This window comes from Brevundimonas sp. Leaf168 (assembly GCF_001423685.1).
Lineage (GTDB): Bacteria > Pseudomonadota > Alphaproteobacteria > Caulobacterales > Caulobacteraceae > Brevundimonas > Brevundimonas vesicularis_C.
The window spans coordinates 84,365-105,742 of the sequence record NZ_LMOY01000010.1 but is presented as its reverse complement, the minus strand read 5'-3'; the positions used below and the strand labels follow the sequence as shown (position 1 = coordinate 105,742).

The window sequence follows — 21,378 nt, the reverse complement described above, 5'->3', positions numbered from 1 at the left end:
GTCCTTAAGCGCGCCCGATGCCAACGCCTCGGGGGGAAGGTTCTCTAGCAAGCCGGCGGGCGCTTGCCAAAGGGCTGCGTGATCGCGAGCCGATGACTTTCAGTTGCTGTCGCGTGGCGCGGCCGGCGTGCGCGCCGGCGCCTTGCGCCGCCGCAGATTGGCCCGGAGCGCCGAGGCCAGCCGCATGGCCTTTTCCGCCTTCGCCCGCGCTTTCTCAAAATCGGGACCCGATTCGACGATCGGCGTCGCCTGCGCGGCGGCGGAGGGCGTATCGGCGTCATTCGGCGTGCGAGTCATGGCGCGATGATGCCGTGATCACGGGCCATGTCCAAACTTTCTTTCAGATCGTCAAAAAGCCGCTTCCCTCCCCGGAAGGGTTTGGCTATACGGCCGCTTCCTCAGTCGGGGCCGCCGTAGCTCAGTGGTAGAGCGCATCCTTGGTAAGGCTGAGGTCGTGGGTTCGATTCCCCCCGGCGGCACCATCTGAGACTTAAAAAGGCCCGGCTTTCGCCGGGCCTTTTTGATTTTCCAGATCGGACGGACAAGCCTTCAGTCGTAGCCGTAGAGGCCCCGGCGATAGGGGTCGCGGTCATCCGCATCGCCATCCTTGCTCCAGCTGAACCCCATCGACATCGACTTGGTCGTGGTGTCGGCCCCATGGCCTCGACCGCGCCAGCCGCCGCCATAAGGCGAATAGAAGCCCGGCCCGCGCAGACCATAGCCGCCATAGCCGTATCCCCAAGGCTCGTTGCGGCCTTCGCGGTAAGCGAGGTCCAGGCGACCGTTCTCGCCGACCGGCAAGGAAACGGCCGCGCCATAGCTGCGATAGCCGCCGGTGCCGATCCCGGCCTCGACGACACCATGCATCTTGCGCTCGGCCGGGGCGCCCGGCTCTGCGCTTTCGTCGAAGGTTGCGCCCGGCGTGCGCGCGCTGATCCAGTTCTGGATCTGTTGTTCGGTGGTCATGCCGTGCGGGGCGGCGTCCTGAGCCGTCGGCGCAGTCAACGACGCCTCAGGCGCCGCCGCCAGGGCCCGAGCCAGGATGGGCGCGTTTGTCGGCGCCGTCGTCACGACACCGTCCGGATCACCGTCCGACGCCGCCAGCGCCACACCCGCCAAGAGACTTGCGATCAGCATAGGCCACCTCCGTTCGACATCATCCTAGCACAGCGATTGAGGCCAAGGTCAGGCGATGCCGTCGCCACGGTTGAGAGGGTCCGGCAGAGCCTCGCCCTCGGCTACGAAACTGAGCGCGACCGAGTTGATGCAATAGCGGTTTCCGGTCGGCGGCGGACCGTCGGGGAAGACGTGACCCTGGTGGCTGCCGCAGCGGGCGCATTGGGTCTCGATCCGGATCATGCCGTAGCTGGTGTCGCGGATCGCGTGGACGTGCGCTTCATCAACCGGCTGGGTGAAGCTGGGCCAGCCGGTGCCGCTTTCGAACTTGGTTCCGCTCTTGAACAGCGGCAAGCCGCATTCGCGGCAGCAGAAGACGCCCGCCCGCTTCTCGCCCAGCAGAGTGCCGCAGAAGGGCGCCTCCGTGCCATGGGACAGCAGGACGCGCTTTTCCTCTGGGTTCAGGTCGGCTTCGAGCCGGGCGCGTTCTTCGGCGTTCGGCGGGGTCAGGTCATAGCCCGACGGCGAACGGAGGGATTCGGAGGTTTGGGCGAGATCGGTCATGGACTGCAAATAAGAAGGGCGGGCCAAGGGTTCCACCACTGCCCGCCCCTCGTTCATTCGACCGACCGTTCCTTATTGGAACAGCGTGCCCACCCAGGCGCGCACGGCCGCTTCGTCCGTCGCGGAACCGGTGTAGGCAAGGCCCTGCGCCGGCGTGAAGGGCGCATCATTGCCGCGCTGGCGCGTCGTCCAGGCCTTATGACCATAGGTCAGCTCGGCATAGTTCGACGGCAGGCGCAGAACGGTCGGCTCGATGAAGATCGAATCCTCCGCCGTCACCGATCCGGCCAGGCGCACGTTCGGCAGGCGCGTCAGCAGGTCCAGCGTATCCAGGCACCCGCTGGTGCAGCCGCTGTCGACCAGGACCACGACCGGACCCGCCACGGGGTTTGCTGCGCCCGTGTCCGCCACCGACGGGCGGCCCGGCATGGTGAAGGTCGGCTGATTGGCGGCCAAGGCCGAATCGAAGGCGGCGACGATGGCCTGGGTCTGTTCGATCACCGGGCCGGATTCGGCGACGAAGCGCGGGTCGGCCTGCATGCGGGCCAGGGTGTCGGCGAACCACTGACGGTTTGCGGTCGTGGCGCGGTAGGTGATCGAGCCGGCTTCTGGCTGACGGCTGACGGTGAACTCCGGCGTCCAGATGCGGTTGGCCAAGCCATAGCCCTTGCCCGTCGCATTCAGCGAAGTGCCGTTTGCGCCGCGCAGATCGATGACCAGACCCTGCGTGCCGCGAATGGCGGGCAGTTGGGCTTCGACAGCGGTGTAGAAGGCGTCCCATCCGGCGTCGTCAGCCAGGGTGTGAACGTTGATCCACGGACGGCCGTCGACCGTCTCGACCGACAACGGATTGGCGCCCGGCGTATAGACGGTGGCGCGATAGGCGGCTTCCAGGCTGGCGGCGTCGGCCGGCTGGGGCTGCATCTGGAAGTCGCGATCGCGACGCCCGACCTTGAAGGTGCACAGCGACGGAACGCCGCCGGTGAACGGGTTATTGCGGTTCCACAGCAGATAGGGGGCGGTGCGGACACGTCCGGCTTCCGTCGTCAGGTCGCCTTCCCAGCGGTCCAGCCGCTCTTCGGCCAACTGAGCGGCGGTCTTGTCGCCGCACTTGACCAGGGTCGCGCCGAGCGGCGGCACGTTGCGAACGCCGGGCTTCACATAGGAGACGACATATTCGCCGTTGCGCCACGCCGTGGTCACGCCCGGCCAGCTGGTCGCGAAGAAGGGACCGAGGCCTTCGTAGGTCGGGCGAATTGCGATGTTCGAATCGCGGAAGCCGTTGGCGTAGTAGCGCATCAGATAGGCGTGGCTGTCGCCGCTGTTCACGCGGCCAACCTTGCCTTGCGCATCCGTCAGGCCGGCATCGATCCAGCTGCGAAACGCTTCGCTGGGCGCGCCGGGAATCACGGCGGCGGGGTGGTTGGCGGCCAGCGCGTCATGCGCGGCCTGAAGGTCTTGCTGCGCCAGAGCGCGAAAATCCTGTGCGACAGCGGCGCCGGCGGCGACGGTCAGCGACAGAACGGCGGCCGATGCGGCGGCGATCATTCGGTTCATGGGGTTTCCTGCGGCCTTTGATTTCAAGCTCGTGGGAAAGGTTAAACCCCATGCGTCCGGCGCTTGCCAACCCCGCCGCGCGGGTTTTCGCCCGATTGTCACATGGGCTGCGGCGATGCGGCGCGCGTCAAAGCGGCGCCGGCGCCTCGACCGCTGCGCCGAAGATCCGATCGAAGCTGCGCCTCAAGGCCTCATCCGCCTCATCCATCGTCGCCAGGACGCCGAGATCGACCAGGCTGGTCACGCCGTGTTCCTGAATGCCGCAGGGCACGATGCCGCCGAAATGATCCAGATCCGGCTCCACGTTCAGACTGATGCCGTGGAAGCTGACCCATTTGCGGACCTTGACGCCGATGGCGGCGATCTTGTCCTCACGCGACCAGCCCGCCCCCTTGCGCTCGACCCACACGCCCACGCGACCCGGCCGGATGTCGGCCTTTACGCCGAACGTATCCAGGGCGCCGATCAGCCACAGCTCAAGCCCGCGCACGAAACACCGCACGTCCTTGCCGCGTCGGTTCAGGTCCAGCATCACATAGGCCACGCGCTGCCCCGGCCCGTGATAGGTGAACTGTCCACCTCGCCCCGTGCGATGCACTGGAAACCGGCCGGCATCCAGAAGGTCGTCGTCCTTGGCCGAGACGCCGGCCGTGTAGAGCGGCGGATGCTCGAGCAACCAGACCATCTCATTCGCCTCGCCGGCCGCAATGGCGGCGACGCGCGCCTCCATGAAAGCCTCCGCGGCCGTATAGTCGACGTAGCCTTTCGACACGGCCCATTCGACCGGTCGGCCATCGTCGAGACGCAGTTTCTGAAGGGACGGGCTTAACGGCTCAGCAAGCATGACGCTTCAATGTGGTCGCCAGGGCGTTTCTGCAAGAGACGGCCCTCCAGTGAAGAGAGCTTTACGTGACCCAGATCAACGCCGTCGATGTCGAAATCTCAGTGGTGCTGGGTCGCTCGGTGCTGCCGATGTCGCAACTGCTTCGCATGGGTCGCGGCGCGGTGATTCCCTTGGACGCCGCAGAGGGCGACGAGGTCTGGATCCTAGCCAACAACTATCCGGTCGCGCGCGGCGAAATCGAGATCCGAGACGACCGTATCGCCATCACCGTCACCCGCCAGGCGGACGTGTACGACTTCATGGCCGGGTCGGCCTGATCAGTCAGTGACGAGGGGCGAGTGACGAGTGGCGAGTGGCGAGTGAACGCATTGTGCCTTCCGTCGTCAAACCATGGTCGCGGCGTCGCTTAGAATCGCTTTGATCTCCTCGCCACTGACCACTCGTCACTCGCCACTGTATTCGCCCCTTTCCTTTTCCAACGGCTTCGTCTATTCGCCGCCGCTCCGATGCGAGCGGTCGTGGCGGAATTGGTAGACGCGCAGCGTTGAGGTCGCTGTGGGGCAACCCGTGGAAGTTCGAGTCTTCTCGACCGCACCATCTGGCTAAACAGGGCGATTCATCGGCTAAGTACGGCTGGACATTCTACCAAGGGAGGCGACCACGTGAGCACCACGGACACCGCCTTTGCTCCAGACGAGACGCTCGATAACGAAGACCACGCCGCCCTGGACGAGGACTATGTCCTCACCCCTCAATTCGTCGAGAAAGTCGTGGACGCCGCCGACGACGGCGACGGGATGCGGCTGCGCTCCCTTCTCGAAGACCTGCACCCGGCCGACGTCGCCGACCTGATGGGCTTTCTGACGGCGGAACACCGCGCCGTCGTGGTCCTTTGGTTGCCGCCCGAGCTTCTGGCCGAAACCCTGCCCGAGTTGGACGACAATATCCGCGAGGAGGTGCTGGAGCGCGTGCCGCACGGCACCCTGGCCGAGGCGCTGCAGGAACTGGATTCCGACGACGCCGCCGCCGTCGTCGAAGACCTGGAAGACGACCAACGCGAGCGCGTTCTGGCCGCCATGCCCGAAGTCGATCGCGCCGCCATCGAAAGCAGCCTGGGCTATGCGGAAGAGTCCGCCGGCCGCCTGATGCAGCGCGAGGTGATGGCCGCGCCCCAGTTCTGGAGCGTGGGCGACACCATCGACCACATCCGCAAACAGGGCGACGACCTACCCGAGCTGTTCTTCGACATCTATGTCGTCGATCCGCTGAACCGCCCGGTCGGCGGCGTGCCGATCAGCGGCCTTCTGCGCGCCGCCCGCACCGTCGCCCTGACCGATCTGATGGAGCCGATCAACGAGATCGCCGTCGATCAGGATCAGGAAGAAGTCGCCTACATCTTCGAGAAATACCACCTGATCTCGGCGCCCGTCGTGGACGCGGCCGGTCGGCTGGTGGGTCAGATCACCGTCGATGACATCGTCAACATCATTCAGGAAGAGAACCGCGAGGACATCCTGCGTCTGGCCGGTGTCGCCGACGAGGACCGCGGTTCGTCCGTCCCGGAGATCGTGCGCGGCCGCGTGCCCTGGCTGGCGATCAATCTGGCGACGGCGGCGCTGGGCGCCAGCGTCATCGGCCTGTTTGAAGCCACCATCCAGCAGATCGTCGCCCTCGCCGTTCTGATGCCGATCGTCTCGGCTATCGGCGGCAACGCCGGCACCCAGGCCCTGACCGTGACCGTGCGCGCCCTGGCGACACGCGAGCTGAACAGTTCGAACGCCCCGCGCACCTTCTGGCGCGAGATGGTGGTCGGCCTGGCCAACGGCCTGATTCTGGCGCCCCTGATCGGCATCGCGGCCGGCTTCTGGTTCCGGGACGAAGACTGGAAGATCGGCCTGGTGATCGGCGCGGCCATGATCCTGAACCTGCTGGTCGCCGCGTCGATCGGGGTCCTGACGCCCCTGACCCTGTCCAAGCTGAAGTTCGACCCGGCCGTGTCGTCGGCCGTGTTCGTTACGGCGACCACCGACTTCTTCGGCTTCCTCATCTTCCTTGGTCTGGCCACACTGGTGCTGCTCTAGACACGACGCGGAAGATGCGGCGCGGCCCTTGCTGGGAGCGGTGCGAGCGCCGCGCGCCTGTTTCCAATTGGGTCAACTGTGTCTGACGTCCTCCCCAAACCCAGCAAGGTGTCCCGCGAGGGCGTCCTGCTGATCAAGAGCTTCGAAGGCTTCCGGCCTCGGGCCATGCAGCGCAGCGACGGTCGCTGGGTCATCGGCTATGGCCACACCCAGTCGGCACGCGAGGGCGCGAGGGTGTCCGAGGCCGAGGCCGAACTGCTGATGCAATACGACCTGATCCCGGTCGTGAAGGCTGTGACCGATCACGTCCGCGTTCCTCTGAACCAGCATCAGTTCGACGCCCTGGCCAGTTTCGCCTTTTCCATCGGCGCAGACAGGTTCGCCGCCTCCGACGTGGTCGAGCAGTTGAACGCGGGGTCTGCGCGTCAGGCGTCCGCCTCCATGAGCGCCTGGGCCGATGAAGCGGCCGCCGAGACCCCAACCCGCCGTCGTTCGGCTGAACATGCGCTGTTCAACGCCGCACCCGGCGCGCCGGTCACCTTGGCGGACCTTCTGGCCGCGCCCCTGCCGTCTCCTTTCGAGACGGAAGAGCCGACCCTCCCCGCCGTCGACGGCGCCCTGGACGAAGCGGTCGCTCCCTTCCCGGCGCAAGACGGCGCGGCGCTGGCTCAAGCCACCACAACGCCCCAGCCGCACGCCGTCTATGCCGCGACGGCTGTCGGCTCGGTCCCGGACGTCGTGCCGTTGACCGGGCAATCGGAGACCGTCTCCGTCGCTGCACCGATCATCGCCGCCAACGACATCCATGCGCCGGTTGAGGCCAAGCAGCCGGAGACGCCGTCGGGCTTCGCCGATGCGCAGAAGACCAGCGTGGTGCTGACCGCGCCGGGACTGGCCGAAGCCACGTCCGGCGACGGCGCCGCCGCACCGGCCATCGAGGGTGATGCGGCAGCCAGCGAAGACGTGCTGAGCACGCGCGAGGTCGTGGCCCGCGCTCGGGCCAAGCGGCGTTCGGGCCTGGGGGAAACCCTGACCTTCGTCATCATGGGCGGCCTGGGCGCTCTGTGTCTCGGCGTCGCCATGGCCGCCTTTCGTCGCGCGTCGCTATCGAACAGCAGCGACACCGCCACGGTCGCCTGGGTCCTGATCCTGGTCGCCGCCGCCTGCCTCGGCGTGTCGGGCTACAACTGCTATCGGCGCTGGGGACGGGCTGACCGCGCCTGACAGCGCTTGGCGAAAGGCCGTGCGCGATGCTACGCCCTAGCGCATGAGCATTCCCTTCGCGCCCCAATCCATGGAATTCGGCCTTGGCGATAACGCCGATGCCATCCGCGACACCACCGCCCGCTGGGCCGCCGATCGCCTGGCGCCGCTGGCCGCCGAGATCGACGAAAAGAACGCGTTCAAACGCGAACTCTGGCCCGAAATGGGCGAGCTGGGCCTGCACGGAATCACCGTCGAGGAAGAGTTCGGCGGCCTCGGCCTGGGCTATCTCGAACATGTCGTCGCGATGGAGGAAGTGTCGCGCGCCTCGGCCTCGATCGGCCTCAGCTACGGCGCCCACTCCAACCTGTGCGTGAATCAGATTCGCCGCTGGGGCACGGCCGAGCAGAAGCAGAAATATCTGCCCAAGCTGATCAGCGGGGAACATGTCGGTTCATTGGCCATGTCCGAGGCCGGATCAGGCTCCGACGTCATGTCGATGCGCACCCGCGCTGAAAAGAAGGGCGATCGCTACGTCCTGAACGGCACTAAGTTCTGGATCACCAACGCGCCGCATGCCGACACCCTCGTCGTCTATGCCAAGACCGATCCGGATGCGGGATCAAAGGGCTGCACCGCCTTCCTGATCGAAAAGGGCATGAAGGGTTTCAGCGTCTCCAAGAAGCTGGACAAGATGGGCATGCGCGGCTCGGACACCGCCGAACTGGTGTTCGAGGACTGCGAAGTGCCCGAAGAGAACATCATGGGCCCGCTGGGCGGCGGCGCCGGCGTGCTGATGAGCGGCCTGGATTATGAGCGCGCCGTTCTGGCCGCCGGTCCGCTCGGCATCATGCAGGCCGCGCTGGACGTGGTTTTGCCCTACGTCCGCGACCGCAAGCAGTTCGGAAAGCCGATCGGCTCGTTCCAGCTGATGCAGGGCAAGATCGCCGACATGTATGTCGCCCTGAACAGCGCCCGCGCCTATGTCTATTCGGTCGCCCGCGCCTGCGACGCCGGCCTGACAACGCGCTACGACGCGGCCGGCGCCATCCTGCTGGCGTCCGAAAATGCGGTGAAGGTGACGATGGAGGCCGTTCAGGCTCTGGGCGGCGCCGGCTACACCAAGGAATGGCCGGTCGAACGCCTGGTCCGCGACGCCAAACTCTATGACATCGGCGCCGGGACTAACGAGATCCGCCGCTTCCTGATCGGACGGGAACTGCTGGGCGGCTGACGGCTTGTCTCCGCAGAAGGAGACAGACCATGCCCGCAAAATCCGCCGCTCAGCAAAAGGCCGCCGGCGCCGCTCTGTCAGCCAAGCGTGGAGATAGGCCGAAGTCGAAGCTGAAGGGCGCGTCCAAGTCCATGGTCGAGTCCATGACAGAAAAGCAGCTGGAAGACCTGGCGGAGACCAAGCGTAAGGGCAAACCCGAGCACGTGCAGGACTGAGACACAGTCGATTTATCTGATCGCCTGTCCGTTCTGTAAGTGGCGATCCGCGCGCCGACCGCCTAGATGGGCGCAATCTCTAGCCGAGCGCCCCGCCTGATGCCCGCCCAACCGCCTCCGAACGACGACCTGCGGCGGTTCTCCGACGTCCTTGAAGACCTCAGCCACGCCCCCGAACCCAAGCTGACCATGGCCGAACTGGTCGCTTCGTTCGGCGAGCGCGGCTTCGGGGCCATGATCCTGATCCTGTCGCTGCTGGCGCTCTTGCCCTGGCCGCCGGGCGGCAAGGCGGTGTTCGCCGTGCCGATCATCCTGATGTCTCTAGAACTCGCCTTCCAGAGGCAGAGCGTGTGGTTGCCGCGCTGGATGTTGAAGGCCTCTGTGTCCCGCGCCGCCTACACGTCCTTGATCGCCACGCCGTTCGCAGCCCCGGCCTGGCTACGCCGCTGGGTGCTGTCGGCAAAGGTGCGGATCGCCGGGCGCCGCTACATCTTCTCCGACGGCGTGAGGCGCGCCGTTCGCAGACGGCCGAATGGCCTGAGCGTCCTGAAGATGGTCCGCGCCATCGAACGACTGACCCGGCCGCGCCTGCCGCTGCTGACCGGCGATGTCGCCGACACCTTCACCGGCCTAGTCTGCGTAGTGTTGGCCCTGATTATGGCCTTGCCCATTCCGTTTGGAGACGCCCTGCCCGGCATCGCCCTGGTTCTGTTCGCCCTGGGCATGATGCAGCGCGACGGGGTCGCGATCCTGCTCGGCGTCGTCGCGACCGCCGCCAGCGCCCTCTATCTGTTTCTGATCTGGGCGACGGTGGTCGAGGTGGCGCAGCACTTGACTGGCTGGTTCGCCAAGCTGCTGCACTGACGGCGACAAAAAGGGCCGCCGGGTTTCCCCGGCGACCCTTCATTGCCTGACCGCGAACGGTCCGGCCGCAACTCAGTCTGAAAGGCTCAGACCAGACCCTCTCCGAGGGCCAGGGTCGCGGTCGCCGCTCGCGATTGATGACAATGAGACACTGGATCACCTCCTTTCGACTGTTGAACAGGGAGGTGAAACATAAGACGACTCAACGCCTTGCGCCAATGGGCTTCGCGCTTTCGTGAACGCGTGTCGATCTACTGCGTCGGCGACGCCCCGCCGGACAGGCCCTGCATGATCATGCGATTGATATCGATCAGATCCTGAAAGCTCTCTTCGCCCCGCATGATCGCCGAGGAATGGCGATTGATGAACAGGCTCAGGGAAATGATCTGCGCGCGCATCGGAGCGCCCAGAGCATTGCCTGCATCGCTGCACTCGCCGGCCAGCGTCGACCAGAGGCGCCGATTCCAGTCCAGCGCGTCGATACGGGTGGCGATGTCGGATTCGTCGACGGTCGAGGCGTGAACCAGAGCGCGCGTGACCTGACCGAACAGACGGTACTCCAGGTCGCGCGGGCTCTCAGCCCTCGCTGTCGCCGCTGTGTAGGCCTGAAGCGACATTCAGCACTCTCTCTTCATACTCGACAATCTTACGCGCCGACATCAGGGCCTTGTAGTATTCGCGCGCCAGCACATGACGCGAGGCCGAGACGCATTCGGCGAGGATGTCCGGGTTCTGCGTCGCGCCCATGAATTCGGTAATCCGTAGAGCGAGTTCGTCGAAGAACTTCGACGCCGAATTCTCGTCCAGATACATCATCATGATCGGGAAATAGATGCGGCGTGCGGGCGTGGTGACGTCCTCGGCCTGCATGATGTCCTTCTCGCGCAGGACGCTGGCGCGGTTTTGAAGGATCAATACGCCGCGACGATCGCCGTTCTGGACCACGGCGCCATTCAGAACGAACTTCTCGCCGGGTTTCAGCGACAGCTTCAAGGCCATTGAGGACCGTACTCCAGTCGTGGTCGAGCCGGTCGCGCACGACAGCTCCGAGTGAATCAGACCCTACCCCGGCATCAGTTAACCATCCCTTGTGAGATCGATCCGCTGGAACGCGTATCGTCGCCGTTGCGTTGGCTTGTCGAAGAGGAGACGACCATGCCGAACAACGACTATCAGGACGATCAGGAACAGTCTGAGACGTTTGACGAAACCCATCTGGACGACGAGGGCGACGGCGAATTTCTGCTGGATGAGGCCGATCAGGTGCTGGACGTGACCCAGGCTGACGGCGACGCCGACGAAGAGGAGTTCGACGAGGACGCCGAGATCGATCTCGACGACCAGTTAGCTCTCGACGGCATCGAACGCGAAGCCGACGCCCTGTTGGGCGTCGATGGCGAAAACCGCGATCAGATCGACGCCGACGGCGGGCCTCCGTCAGCGCCAGATGAAGTCGAGCTCGTCTATTCGGGCCTGATGGAAAACGAACGCGGCGCACAGGCAAGCGCCGCCCACTGGGAGGCCAAACGGCTCTCGGATGACGATATCACGGACCTGGGATACGGCCCGGACGGCGAGCAAGACGCTCCGGCGCGATAAGGAGAGAATGACATGACCGACGACAAAGCCCGTCACGACGCGTCGCCCGACGCCCCGCACGCCAAGCGCACGACCTCGCAGGACGGCGTGCCGGACCAACTCGACAAGATCGACAAGTCCGACAGCCGCCAGGAAGCTCTGGTCGATGAAGGCCTGGAAGAGACCTTCCCCGCCAGTGATCCGGTCTCGGCCAAGCGCATCACCTGATCGCTGTTCACGACGCAGGCGATCCGCTAACCCACTTCGTGGAAACATGGAGTGGGTTTTTCTATGAGCCGTTTCGAAGGCACGGACCGTTATATCGCGACGAGCGACCTCAAGGTCGCGGTGAACGCCGCGGTCGCACTGGAGCGTCCCCTGCTGATCAAGGGCGAGCCTGGCACAGGCAAGACGGTCTTGGCCTATGAGATCGCCAAGGCCTTTGACGCGCCTCTGATCACCTGGCACGTCAAATCCACCACCAAGGCCCACAACGGCCTGTACGAGTATGACGCGGTCAGCCGGCTGCGCGACAGCCAGTTGGGCGAGGAGCGCGTGCATGACGTCCGCAACTACCTGAAGAAGGGCAAGCTGTGGGAGGCCTTTACCGCCCCTGCCCGTCCCGTCCTGCTGATCGACGAGATCGACAAGGCCGACATCGAGTTCCCGAACGACCTGCTTCAGGAACTGGATCGGATGGAGTTCTACGTGCAGGAAACGGACGAGACGATCCGCGCCGAAGTGCGCCCCATCGTCATCATCACCTCCAACAATGAAAAAGAGCTGCCCGACGCCTTCCTGCGCCGCTGCTTCTTCCACTTCATTCGCTTCCCCGAAGCCGAGACCCTGTCGGCCATCGTCGATGTGCACTTCCCCGGTATCAAGCCGCGCCTGGTGTCCGAGGCGCTGAAGACCTTCTACGAAATCCGCGACACGCCGGGCCTGAAGAAGAAGCCGTCAACCTCGGAGCTTCTGGATTGGCTGAAGCTGCTGCTGGTCGAGGATATCGATGCTGAGACCCTGCGTGAGAAGACGCCGAACAAGCTTATCCCGCCGCTGCATGGCGCGCTGCTCAAGAACGAGCAGGACGTGCATCTGTTCGAACGTCTGGCGTTCTTGAACCGCCGCGAAGGTTCGCGCCCCGGCGGCTGACCCGGTGATTACCGCGATTTCACTGGATCATGCGGCCGCAGCGCGCAGAATGGGGGCCAAGAGAGGTTCGACCATGCGTCATGTCCTGCTTTATCTAGCCCTCAGCGCCAGCCTGGCCGCCTGCGACGGCGACAACTCGGTCCGCATCACCACCACCTCATCCAGCGACGATCAGGGCGCGGGCGTATTGAAGGTGATCGACGCCCTGCAATGCCCAGACAATCTTGGCGTCCTGACGCGAAAGGGCCTGGCGGCGGCAGGCGGCGCGAACTGCGTCTATGGCGGCCCCAAGGGCGCCGATGTCGTGCTGCATCTGGTCAAGCTGGACGGGCGCTCCGTCGATGACGTGCTGCGGGACTTCGAGGCGCGCGCCAGCGCCGATCTGCCTCATACAGTCGCGCGCCTGGCCCCGGGCGCAGGCGATGCGCCGCCGCCTCCGCCATCGATCGAGGCAGGCGATAAGACTTCCGTGCAGGCGCCTGGGGTCGACATCAAGACGCGCGGCGAAGACGCCTCGGTCCGCCTGCCCGGCCTGAAGATCGAGACCCAGGGCGATAACGCCAGCGTCCGCATCGGCGGCATCAACATCCAGTCCAAGGACGGACAGAACGTCCGCACTGAAACCTCGACGGTCAGCGTGGACGCCAACGACAACTCCACGCGCGTGCGCACCCGAGCGCCGGGCGCGGCGACGCGCATGACCTATATCCTCGCTGACGATCAGCCCGGTGATGCGGGCTGGCGCCAGGTCGGCTTCGAGGCGCGCGGGCCCAGCGGCGGCCCGATCGTGATCGCCGTGGTCAGGTCCAAGGATCGTAGAAACGACGGCATTTTCGACGACGCCAAGGAACTGGTCACACTGAACGTCGGACGCTGACGCGGCGATTTCCTGCGCCGTCTGGTCCCTCCCGCTTGATCCCGGCGTGTCTTTGCGTCACCTGACCACCCGACAAGCGATCAGGACACGCGATTTGGCCGAGCGCCCCACCAAGAAGAACGCCCCCCGCGCCTGGCAGCGCATGCTGTCCGGTCGTCGCCTGGACCTGCTGGACCCGTCGCCGTTCGACATCGAGATCGAGGACATCGCCCACGGCCTGGCGCGCGTCGCCCGCTGGAACGGTCAGACCATCGGCGAACACGCCTTCTCGGTCGCCCAGCATTCGTGCGTGGTCGAAGAGATCGCCGCCCACATCAAGCCCGGCCTGGATCCGAAATGGCGTCTGGCGGCCCTGCTGCATGACGCCTCGGAATACGTCATCGGCGACATGATCTCGCCGTTCAAGGCGGCGCTCGGCGCCGGTTACAAGGATTTTGAGGCCAAGCTGGAAGCCGCGATCCACCTGCGCTACGGCCTGCCGCCCAAGACGCCGCAAACGATCAAGACCCTGATCAAGAAGGCCGACAAGGCCTGCGCCTTCTTCGAGGCGACTCAGCTGGCGGGTTTCACCGAAAAGGAATCGTTGGGCTTCTTCGGCAGCCCGCCTGAGGGATACAGCCTGACGATCGAACCTCAACCCGCGCCGGTCGCCCAGGCCCGCTATCTGGAACGCTACCGCGTCCTGGCTGGAGCCGTCGGCTTGATCCCCGCCGACGACGCCTGGCATACGGAATAAAGCGATGACCCAGGGAGCGGAGGATGGCGTTCGCATCGGTCTGTCGGCGGTTGTGATGACCTTGAAAGACCGGCAGGCCGTCGTCCTGACCACGCCGACCGAGGACGGTTCGCGGGCCCTGCCCTTCGGGCCGTTTGATCCCGTGCGCGACCGCACCTTCGAACGCGCCCTGCGGGACTTCGTGACCGCCCAGACCGGGTTTCGGCTCGGCTTCGTCGAACAGCTCTACACCTTCGGCGACGCGGGCCGCGCCTCGCCCCGCGCGACGCCCGGCCCTGGCCGTCACAGAGAGGTCTCCGTCGGCTATCTGGCCCTTACGCCCGACGCGGCGGAAGGCCAGACCCACGACGCCCGCTGGGACGCCGTGTTTGAGTTCTTTCCCTGGGAAGATCGGCGCGGCGATCAGGACGCGCAAATCGCGGAAGGCCTGCACGCCTGGGCCGATGGCGACGAGCACCGCCTGGCCCGCGCCCGCGCCCTGTTTGCCCTGACGACCGATCACCGCTGGAACGAGGAGCGGGTCCTGGAGCGTTATGAACTGCTCTACGAAGCGCGTCTCGTCGCCGAGGCGTGGCGCGATGCCGACCTGTCGCCCACGCAGCCCATGCCGAGCCGCATCATGTCCTCGGATCACCGGCGCATCTTGGCGACGGCGCTCGGCCGCCTGCGCAGCAAGCTGAAATATCGTCCGGTCCTGTTCGATCTGACCCCTGGCGTCTTCACCCTGTCCGAACTCCAGGCGGGCGCCGAGGCCGTCTCGGGCCTCAGCCTGCACAAACAAAATTTCCGGCGCGGCGTAGAGCGGACAGGGCTGGTCGAACCCACCGGACAGCTCTCCTCCACCACAGGCGGCCGACCCGCCGAACTGTTTCGATTCAAGGGCGTGGACGCCCAGACCGGCGCCGCGCCGGGCCTGTCTTTGCCCGCGCAAAGATAGCGTCGGATTTCTTTCACAGACGGGTTGCGAAGCGCTGCGGCTCCGACTAGAGAAGCCCCTCGCTCGACCAAGCGATATCGGCGCCGCGGAGAGGTGGCAGAGTGGTCGAATGTACCGCACTCGAAATGCGGCGTGCCTGGAAGGGTACCGTGGGTTCGAATCCCACCCTCTCCGCCATCGGCCTGACTAGGGTCTGAGCCAAGTTCCAACATTCTTGAACCGAGGTTTCGGCCTTTATCTGCGGCCCGCTGCACGTGCATCTCGGCCTCGCTGTCATTCCGCATTGAATGGACATGATACCGGTGTCAGGATCGCGTTCGTTGGATATCAGATGGGCGACGATCGATGATCACGCGACGTAAGGCGCTGCTGAGCAGCTTGGCGACCGCAGGTCTGCTTTCGGCGCCCTCCGGCGTTCTTGCGGCGACGGCGCCGAATTGCGTGATGACCGCAGCCGGGCCGGTCATCGGTCTGCGACAGGACGGGATCAGCGTCTTCAAAGGCTTGCGATATGGAGCGCCGACGCGACGGTTTCAGCCGCCAGAGAAGCCAATGCCTTGGCGCGACCCGGTTCGTGCAACACGTTATGGCACGGCCAGTCCGCAGCGCGGCGATGAGCCGAATCAAAGCGAAGACTGCCTGTTTCTGAACGTCTGGACGCCAGGGACCGACGCGGGTCGGCGACCGGTGATGGTCTATATCCACGGCGGCGCTTATTCGAGCGGATCGGGATCGGACCCGCTGTATGACGGAACGCGTCTGGCGGCGCGCGGCGATGTCTTAGTGGTGACGCTGAACCACCGGCTGAATGTCTTCGGTTATGCCTATCTGGCGCGACTGGCGCCGGGGTTCGAAGATTCGGGCAACGTCGGCCAGCTGGATCTGGTCCTGGCGCTGCAGTGGGTACGAGACAACATTGCGGCGTTCGGCGGCGATCCGTCGAGGGTGATGCTGTTCGGTCAGTCCGGCGGGGGCGCCAAGATCGCCACCCTAATGGCGACGCCGGCGGCGCAAGGTCTGTTCCATCGCGCCGCGACCATGAGTGGTCAGCAGGTGACGGCGTCCGGGCCAATCAACGCCACGACGCGAGCCACGACATGGCTGAAAGCCTTGGGCCTGACGCCGGATCGGGCGGCCGAAGCGGCGACGATGCCGGTCGAGCGGCTGCTCGAAGCGCAAAGCGCCGAGGATCCGATCCTGGGCTTCGGCGGTCTGTATTTCGGGCCGGTGCTGGATTTCCGCACCCTGCCCCGCCACCCCTTCTATCCCGATGCGGCGCCGCTGGGCCGGTCAATCCCCATGATCATCGGCAACACGCGCGAAGAGACCTTGGGCTTCATGGGCAACGATCCCAAGAATGTAGGGCTGACATGGGACACCCTAGCGGCGCGACTGTCGCCCGGCGTCATGCGCATCGACATCACGCCCGAAGCCGTGATCGCCGGCTATCGCGCCATGCATCCTGAATGGTCGCCCGACCAGGTGCTGATCGCCGCGACGACGGCGGGGCGGTCCTGGCGCGGCGCGGTGATCGAGGCCGAGGAGCGCGCGAAGGCCGGTGCCCCCGCCTGGGTCTATCAACTCGACTTCCCTGGAGATTTGGCCTCGGGTCGCAAGGGCGCCTTCCATACCGCCGACATTCCGTTGGTGTTCGACAATGTCGAGGCGACAGGCTCACGGACGCGTGGGCCGGATGCGCAAATCATGTCGGACCGGATGAGCGACGCCTTCATCGCCTTGGCCCGCGACGGCGATCCGAATCATGCTGGGCTGCCGCGCTGGGACCGTTACGAGTTGCCTCGCCGCCAGACAATGTTGATGGATGTCCAGCCGCGCATGGTCGATGATCCGCGTGGCGACGAGCGGGCTTTCTTCTCGGCCATTCCCTATATCCAGCCGGGAACCTAGAGCGGGAAATCCAGCCGGGCGGCCCAGACGCGAACCAGAGCGGGCCAGACCTGGGCGGGCTTGCCCTGTATCAGGCGGATGCCAAATCCGTGGCCGCCTTCCTGGAAGAGATGCGCCTCGGTCGGGACGACGGCGGATTTAAGCGTGGTCAGCAGTTGCAGGCTGTTCTCGACCGGCACGGCCGCGTCGTCCACGGCGTGCAGCAGGAAGACGGGCACCGCATTTCGCCACTCCATCTGCTCCAGAGAATAGGCCGCGATCCGCTCGGCCGACGGCGTCTCGCCCAGCAGGTGCGTCCGCGATCCGGCGTGGACGTATGGGTCCGCCATGGTCGCGACCGGGTACATCAGAACAGTCAGATCCGGTCGCAAGGATGCGCTATCGGCGGCATCGACCGGTTCATAGGTCGCGTCCGTCCGAGCGCTGGCCAGGCCCGCCAGATGCCCCCCCGCCGAGGCTCCCAGCACGGCGATCTTGTGTGGATCGAAGCCATAGTCAGCGGCGCGGCTGCGGATCAGCCGGATCGCACGCTGAGCGTCCTGAAGAGGCGCATCGGCCCCGGCCGCCCAACCGTCAGCCGGCAGTCGATAGCGCAGGACGAAACAGGTCGTGCCGCTGGCTGCGAAAACGCGCGCAACGTCATACCCCTCCTTGTCCAGCACCGCCCAGCGATAGCCACCGCCGGGGATAAGAAGCATGGCCGAACCGTTCGACCGCTCGGGGCGAAAGACGGTCAGGATCGGATCGGTCGTGTACTGGGCGTAACGGTCGTGGAAGGCGGGATCGGTCGAGCGCTCTGGCACGACCGGCGTGACGGTCACACCCTGCCCGCCCGGCGCGCCGTCGGGCCATAGGCGGATGATCTCGGTTGGGTCGGGCGGAGCGACGCGGCGGCCGTCCGCCACTGTCTGCGCCCTCGCCCCGGATGCGCCGACCACGGCCCCCATCGCCAGACCTAATAGCGTCCTGCGTTCCATATCCATCACGGTTCTCTCTTCCTGAAAAGACGACGGCCGGACGATCGCTCGCCCGGCCGCAATCCTTGGTGACGTCGCGGCACTGAGCCACGCAGCCTTTCGTCAGACCTTGGCCAGTTCGTATTTCGGCGTGATCAGGTGAATGACGAGAAGCGCGATCAGATAGGCCGAGGCCGCCACGATGAAGATGGGCGTATAGGTGCCGATCTTTTCCAAGACGTAGCCAGCGTATTTGGCCATGGCCATGCCGCCGATGGCGCCCAGCATTCCGCCGATGCCGACCACTGATCCCACCGCCGAGCGCGGGAAGACGTCGCCTGGAAGCGCATAGAGATTGGCCGAGAAGCCCTGGTGCGCGGCCGTCGCCAGTCCGATAATACCGACCGCGACCCAAAGGTTTGACGCCTCGGCCGCGAAGGCCACCGGCACAGCGCACAGGGCGCAGATCAACATGGTGATCTTGCGGGCCTTGTTGATGCTCATACCCCTGTGCATGAAGCGCGACGAAAGCCAGCCCCCGCCAACCGACCCGATGTCGGACAGCAGATAGATGGCGACCAGCGGCGGGCCGAAGGTCTTCAGGTCCAGCCCATAGGTCTTGCCTAGGAAGTCCGGCAGCCAGAACAGGAACATCCACCAGATCGGATCGATCAGGAACTTGCCCAGAGCGTAGGCCCAGGTTTCCTTGACCGTCAGCAGTTTGGTCCATTTGACCTTTTCGACAACGTCGGCCGGGTCCTGCTCGATATAGGCCAGCTCAGCCGCTGACAGCTTCTTCTGCTCGCGCGGCTTGCGATAGACCAAGAGCCAGATCGGCAGCCAGATCAGGCCCAAGGCCCCGGTGATAACGAAGGCCATCTGCCAGCCGAAGGCCAGCACGAGGCCCGGCACGATCAGAGGGGTGACAATGGCGCCGATATTGGTGCCGGCGTTGAACAGGCCCGTGGCGAAGGCGCGTTCCTTCTTGGGAAACCACTCTGCGACCGCCTTGATCCCGCCAGGGAAACCGCCGGCCTCACCGACGCCAAGGACCATCCGCGCCATCATGAAGTGCGACAGATCTCGCGCCGCACCGTGCATGATATGGCCGATCTGCCAGATGCCGAAGGCGATCCCCAGCCCCCAACGCGCGCCGATCCGGTCCATGATCCGGCCCCACAACAGGTAGGCCACGGCATAGGACGCCTGGAACCAGAAGACGATGTCGGCATAGTCTGTTTCGGACCAACCGAATTCGGCCGAAAGGGTCGGCTTGAGGAAGCCGATCATCTGACGATCGACGTAGTTGATGACCATGGCCGCGAACAGCAGCCACATAATGATCCAGCGATACTTGCCGGGAGATGGCGCCTTGATGTGGATCGGCGGCGCGGCGGAAGCGTCTGACATGGTTATGAAAACCCGTTCCTGAATATTCCTCGACGCGTCCCTGCTCTTTTCCGTCCCTGAACGGCGGCGGGGTAGGCGTCCGATGATGTTACTGGGCTTCGGCCCTGACGACCGAACAGTGAAGTTCTGCGATACCCTTGAAGATGCACACGGCCTCGTCGCCCGCGTGGACACGGTGAACGCCGGTGACAGCGCCCGTTGAGACCAGCGTGCCCGCCTTCAACGGACGGCCCCAGCGTACGCAATGTTCCAGCAGAAACCGCACGGATTCCATCGCCCCGCCCGCGAGGGACTGCGACCCGCCCGTGCCGACGCTGGCGCCATTGATCACCGTCTCGACCGCAATGCCGTCCAGACGCTCGCGCCAGTTATCGACCTCGGGACCGATCATGAGTCCGCCATTGTTGCCGAAATCGGAGGCGACCACGGCTGATCCCAGGTCGTTGATCGTCGAAAGCGGACTGCCGGCCAACTCGACGCCGATGAACACCTTGTCCACGGCGTCCGTTGCTTCTTCGATGGTCCAGTCGGTCTTTGCAGGATCGGCGTCGACGCCGATCCGAGCAATGAACTCCGCTTCCACCGCTGCGAACCCGCCCTCGATTTCGGGCAAAGGAACGACCGTGTCGCCGGGCGCCGGCCAGACGTTGCGCGCGAAAATGGCGCCGGCCAGACGATGGATCCCCAGCTTGGGCTGCTGCTCCGGCGGGACGCCGCCCACCTTCCAGCCCACGACCTCATCGGGAAACAGGCCGATCGCGACGTCCTGAATGGCGTAGGATTCGGCCATGCTCTGGGGAATCACGCCCGGATAGTCTGGCGTGTTGCGCGCCGCCAGACGCGCGGCGACGAACTGCTGTGCGATCGCTGCCGGGTCGGCCGGCAGCGCGTCGTCCTGGCTCGCAAGTGAGGGGGTCGAAGTCAAAGGTGTCGCCTCGTAAATAGGCTCCGATAAGAGCGACGAAGGAAACCGGTGTCAATGCGCTTTGATTGAGCGCCATGGCGTCGGCCGCGAGTCGCGGCTATGCCTTTAAGCTGCACACAGGGAAGGAGCCGAACCTTGGCTCAAGACGATCCGCGATCCGGCAAGCCGGGCAAGCGGGCAACCATCAACGATGTCGCCCGTGAGGCGCAGGTCTCCAAGAAGACCGTCTCGCGAGTCATCAATCAGTCGCCCTTCGTCAAGGAAGACACGCGCGAAAAGGTCAACGCCGTCATCAAGGCTCTGGGGTTCACACCTGATCCACAGGCGCGCGGCCTGGCTTTCAGGCGCTCGTTCCTGGTCGGTCTGATCTACGACAACCCCAGCCCGACCTATGTCGTGAACATGCAGCAAGGCGTGCTGGATGCGCTGAAGGGGTCCGGCCTGGAACTGGTCGTTCATCCTTGCAATCGCAACTCCCCTACCCTGCTGGAAGACATCAGGGGCTTCGTCGAGCGCCAACGTCTGTATGGCGTCATCATGCCGCCTTCAGTGTCCGAGGACGAACAGGTCATCGACCTGCTGCGCGATCTCGACTGCCCCTATGTCCGCATCGCCTCTGTGGCGTTGGATGAACCTCAGGCGATGGTGGTCACCAATGACTGGATCGGCGCGGCTGAGGCTGCGGCGCATTTGGCCGAACTGGGACACGAGCGAATCGGTCTGGTGCGCGGGCCGGACCTGTTCCGGTCGTCGGCCGTGCGGGGCAAGGGGTTCCTGGACGCTCTGGCCGAGCGCGGGATCCCGCTGGACCCGGCTTACGATTTCAAAGGCGCCTATACGTTCGAATCAGGGGTGGAGGCGGGCCACGCCCTCTTGGCGCTGGAAACGCCGCCGACCGCCATCTTCACCCTCAACGACGACATGGCCATAGGGGTGATGCAGGCGGCGCGTGATCGCGGGCTGGAACTGCCGCGCGACCTGTCCGTCGTCGGCTTCGATGATCTGCCGATGGCGGCTCGCGTTTGGCCCAACCTGACTTCGGTGCGCCTACCGATCCGCGACATGGGACGAATGGCGGCCGAAAAGCTGCTGGCGCCGATGCGGGGAGTGGATCCAGCCAAGATGCAGCAGCCGGACGTTCGACCGGCCCTGGTCGTGCGCAAGTCGGCAATTCCGGCAGTCTGAGTAGGGTCGGCGCGCGTGATCGCGCGCCGACCTGTC

24 protein-coding genes and 3 tRNA genes are annotated in these 21,378 nt (G+C 65.2%); 17 read left to right on the top strand and 10 right to left on the bottom strand.

What is annotated here, in order from left to right; genetic code table 11:
* Positions 1–99: 99 nt before the first annotated feature.
* Positions 100–297 carry a hypothetical protein gene (locus ASF81_RS11250; RefSeq protein WP_045811305.1) on the bottom strand — a complete coding sequence of 66 codons (198 nt, stop codon included), beginning with the start codon at positions 295–297 and terminating at the stop codon, positions 100–102.
* 110 nt (positions 298–407) lie between these two features.
* On the opposite strand from ASF81_RS11250, the gene ASF81_RS11245 reads away from it, so the two are divergent.
* Positions 408–482: transfer RNA gene (locus ASF81_RS11245), tRNA-Thr, on the top strand.
* A gap of 67 nt (positions 483–549) precedes the next feature.
* Here the strand turns inward: ASF81_RS11245 and ASF81_RS11240 are convergent.
* The 4 genes from ASF81_RS11240 to lipB form a co-directional block, all read right to left on the bottom strand.
* The gene (locus tag ASF81_RS11240) at positions 550–1,137 is read right to left on the bottom strand and encodes a hypothetical protein (RefSeq protein ID WP_200932949.1); all 588 of its coding nucleotides are present in this window, start codon (positions 1,135–1,137) and stop codon (positions 550–552) included.
* Between the two features lie 48 nt (positions 1,138–1,185).
* On the bottom strand, positions 1,186–1,680 hold the full coding sequence (gene msrB / locus ASF81_RS11235) for a peptide-methionine (R)-S-oxide reductase MsrB (protein ID WP_045811309.1): 495 nt from the start codon (positions 1,678–1,680) through the stop codon (positions 1,186–1,188).
* 72 nt (positions 1,681–1,752) lie between these two features.
* On the bottom strand, positions 1,753–3,237 hold the full coding sequence (locus ASF81_RS11230; protein WP_055808604.1) for a hypothetical protein: 1,485 nt from the start codon (positions 3,235–3,237) through the stop codon (positions 1,753–1,755).
* Positions 3,238–3,364: 127 nt separating this feature from the next.
* Positions 3,365–4,081 (bottom strand): lipoyl(octanoyl) transferase LipB, encoded by a 717-nt coding sequence (gene lipB, locus ASF81_RS11225; protein ID WP_055808602.1) that lies wholly within the window; start codon positions 4,079–4,081, stop codon positions 3,365–3,367.
* Positions 4,082–4,146: 65 nt separating this feature from the next.
* Here lipB and ASF81_RS11220 point away from each other — a divergent pair, with 65 nt between their 5' ends.
* The 7 genes from ASF81_RS11220 to ASF81_RS11190 all read left to right on the top strand — a co-directional run bounded on the left by ASF81_RS11220 (position 4,147) and on the right by ASF81_RS11190 (position 9,678).
* Positions 4,147–4,398, top strand: coding sequence for a FliM/FliN family flagellar motor switch protein (locus tag ASF81_RS11220; RefSeq protein ID WP_017505209.1), 252 nt, complete (start codon positions 4,147–4,149; stop codon positions 4,396–4,398).
* A 195-nt stretch (positions 4,399–4,593) separates the two neighbouring features.
* Positions 4,594–4,678, top strand: a tRNA-Leu gene (locus tag ASF81_RS11215).
* Between the two features lie 65 nt (positions 4,679–4,743).
* Positions 4,744–6,162 carry a magnesium transporter gene (gene mgtE, locus ASF81_RS11210; protein WP_045811312.1) on the top strand — a complete coding sequence of 473 codons (1,419 nt, stop codon included), beginning with the start codon at positions 4,744–4,746 and terminating at the stop codon, positions 6,160–6,162.
* A gap of 78 nt (positions 6,163–6,240) precedes the next feature.
* Positions 6,241–7,386, top strand: a complete 1,146-nt coding sequence (locus ASF81_RS11205) for a glycoside hydrolase family protein (RefSeq protein ID WP_156363236.1) — start codon at positions 6,241–6,243, stop codon at positions 7,384–7,386.
* A gap of 43 nt (positions 7,387–7,429) precedes the next feature.
* Positions 7,430–8,599 carry an isovaleryl-CoA dehydrogenase gene (locus tag ASF81_RS11200; protein WP_055808597.1) on the top strand — a complete coding sequence of 390 codons (1,170 nt, stop codon included), beginning with the start codon at positions 7,430–7,432 and terminating at the stop codon, positions 8,597–8,599.
* Between the two features lie 29 nt (positions 8,600–8,628).
* Positions 8,629–8,814 carry a DUF3008 family protein gene (locus tag ASF81_RS11195; RefSeq protein WP_055808595.1) on the top strand — a complete coding sequence of 62 codons (186 nt, stop codon included), beginning with the start codon at positions 8,629–8,631 and terminating at the stop codon, positions 8,812–8,814.
* A gap of 99 nt (positions 8,815–8,913) precedes the next feature.
* Positions 8,914–9,678 (top strand): exopolysaccharide biosynthesis protein, encoded by a 765-nt coding sequence (locus ASF81_RS11190; protein WP_200932948.1) that lies wholly within the window; start codon positions 8,914–8,916, stop codon positions 9,676–9,678.
* Positions 9,679–9,929: 251 nt separating this feature from the next.
* Here the strand turns inward: ASF81_RS11190 and flaF are convergent, their stop codons facing one another.
* Both flaF and flbT read right to left on the bottom strand, forming a co-directional pair.
* On the bottom strand, positions 9,930–10,295 hold the full coding sequence (flaF, locus tag ASF81_RS11185; RefSeq protein WP_055808591.1) for a flagellar biosynthesis regulator FlaF: 366 nt from the start codon (positions 10,293–10,295) through the stop codon (positions 9,930–9,932).
* Positions 10,255–10,677 carry a flagellar biosynthesis repressor FlbT gene (gene flbT, locus ASF81_RS11180; protein WP_055808589.1) on the bottom strand — a complete coding sequence of 141 codons (423 nt, stop codon included), beginning with the start codon at positions 10,675–10,677 and terminating at the stop codon, positions 10,255–10,257. Before flbT ends, flaF begins: the two co-directional genes overlap by 41 nt.
* Before the next feature lie 156 nt (positions 10,678–10,833).
* Between flbT and ASF81_RS11175 the strand changes: the two genes are divergently transcribed.
* The 8 genes from ASF81_RS11175 (at position 10,834) to ASF81_RS11140 (ending at position 16,866) form a co-directional block, all read left to right on the top strand.
* Complete coding sequence (locus ASF81_RS11175; RefSeq protein WP_055808746.1) at positions 10,834–11,277, top strand: hypothetical protein; 444 nt, start codon at positions 10,834–10,836, stop codon at positions 11,275–11,277.
* Positions 11,278–11,289: 12 nt separating this feature from the next.
* A complete protein-coding gene (locus tag ASF81_RS11170) occupies positions 11,290–11,484 on the top strand; it encodes a hypothetical protein (RefSeq protein WP_017505218.1) in 195 nt (64 codons plus the stop codon).
* A gap of 63 nt (positions 11,485–11,547) precedes the next feature.
* Positions 11,548–12,408, top strand: a complete 861-nt coding sequence (locus ASF81_RS11165) for a MoxR family ATPase (RefSeq protein WP_055808587.1) — start codon at positions 11,548–11,550, stop codon at positions 12,406–12,408.
* 73 nt (positions 12,409–12,481) lie between these two features.
* The gene (locus ASF81_RS11160) at positions 12,482–13,285 is read left to right on the top strand and encodes a hypothetical protein (protein ID WP_055808586.1); all 804 of its coding nucleotides are present in this window, start codon (positions 12,482–12,484) and stop codon (positions 13,283–13,285) included.
* A 94-nt stretch (positions 13,286–13,379) separates the two neighbouring features.
* Positions 13,380–14,021, top strand: a complete 642-nt coding sequence (locus ASF81_RS11155; RefSeq protein ID WP_017505221.1) for a YfbR-like 5'-deoxynucleotidase — start codon at positions 13,380–13,382, stop codon at positions 14,019–14,021.
* 4 nt (positions 14,022–14,025) lie between these two features.
* Positions 14,026–14,958 carry a hypothetical protein gene (locus ASF81_RS11150; RefSeq protein ID WP_055808584.1) on the top strand — a complete coding sequence of 311 codons (933 nt, stop codon included), beginning with the start codon at positions 14,026–14,028 and terminating at the stop codon, positions 14,956–14,958.
* An 87-nt stretch (positions 14,959–15,045) separates the two neighbouring features.
* Positions 15,046–15,135: transfer RNA gene (locus tag ASF81_RS11145), tRNA-Ser, on the top strand.
* 168 nt (positions 15,136–15,303) lie between these two features.
* A complete protein-coding gene (locus ASF81_RS11140) occupies positions 15,304–16,866 on the top strand; it encodes a carboxylesterase/lipase family protein (RefSeq protein WP_055808581.1) in 1,563 nt (520 codons plus the stop codon).
* Here ASF81_RS11140 and ASF81_RS11135 read toward each other — a convergent pair.
* From ASF81_RS11135 to ASF81_RS11125, 3 genes are all read right to left on the bottom strand, one after another.
* Complete coding sequence (locus ASF81_RS11135; protein ID WP_055808579.1) at positions 16,863–17,849, bottom strand: alpha/beta hydrolase; 987 nt, start codon at positions 17,847–17,849, stop codon at positions 16,863–16,865. The genes ASF81_RS11140 and ASF81_RS11135 overlap by 4 nt on opposite strands.
* Before the next feature lie 96 nt (positions 17,850–17,945).
* Positions 17,946–19,232 carry an MFS transporter gene (locus ASF81_RS11130; RefSeq protein ID WP_055808577.1) on the bottom strand — a complete coding sequence of 429 codons (1,287 nt, stop codon included), beginning with the start codon at positions 19,230–19,232 and terminating at the stop codon, positions 17,946–17,948.
* An 88-nt stretch (positions 19,233–19,320) separates the two neighbouring features.
* The gene (locus ASF81_RS11125; protein ID WP_055808574.1) at positions 19,321–20,157 is read right to left on the bottom strand and encodes a 2-keto-4-pentenoate hydratase; all 837 of its coding nucleotides are present in this window, start codon (positions 20,155–20,157) and stop codon (positions 19,321–19,323) included.
* A 135-nt stretch (positions 20,158–20,292) separates the two neighbouring features.
* On the opposite strand from ASF81_RS11125, the gene ASF81_RS11120 reads away from it, so the two are divergent.
* Positions 20,293–21,342, top strand: coding sequence for a LacI family DNA-binding transcriptional regulator (locus tag ASF81_RS11120; RefSeq protein ID WP_235559340.1), 1,050 nt, complete (start codon positions 20,293–20,295; stop codon positions 21,340–21,342).
* Positions 21,343–21,378 lie beyond the last annotated feature (36 nt).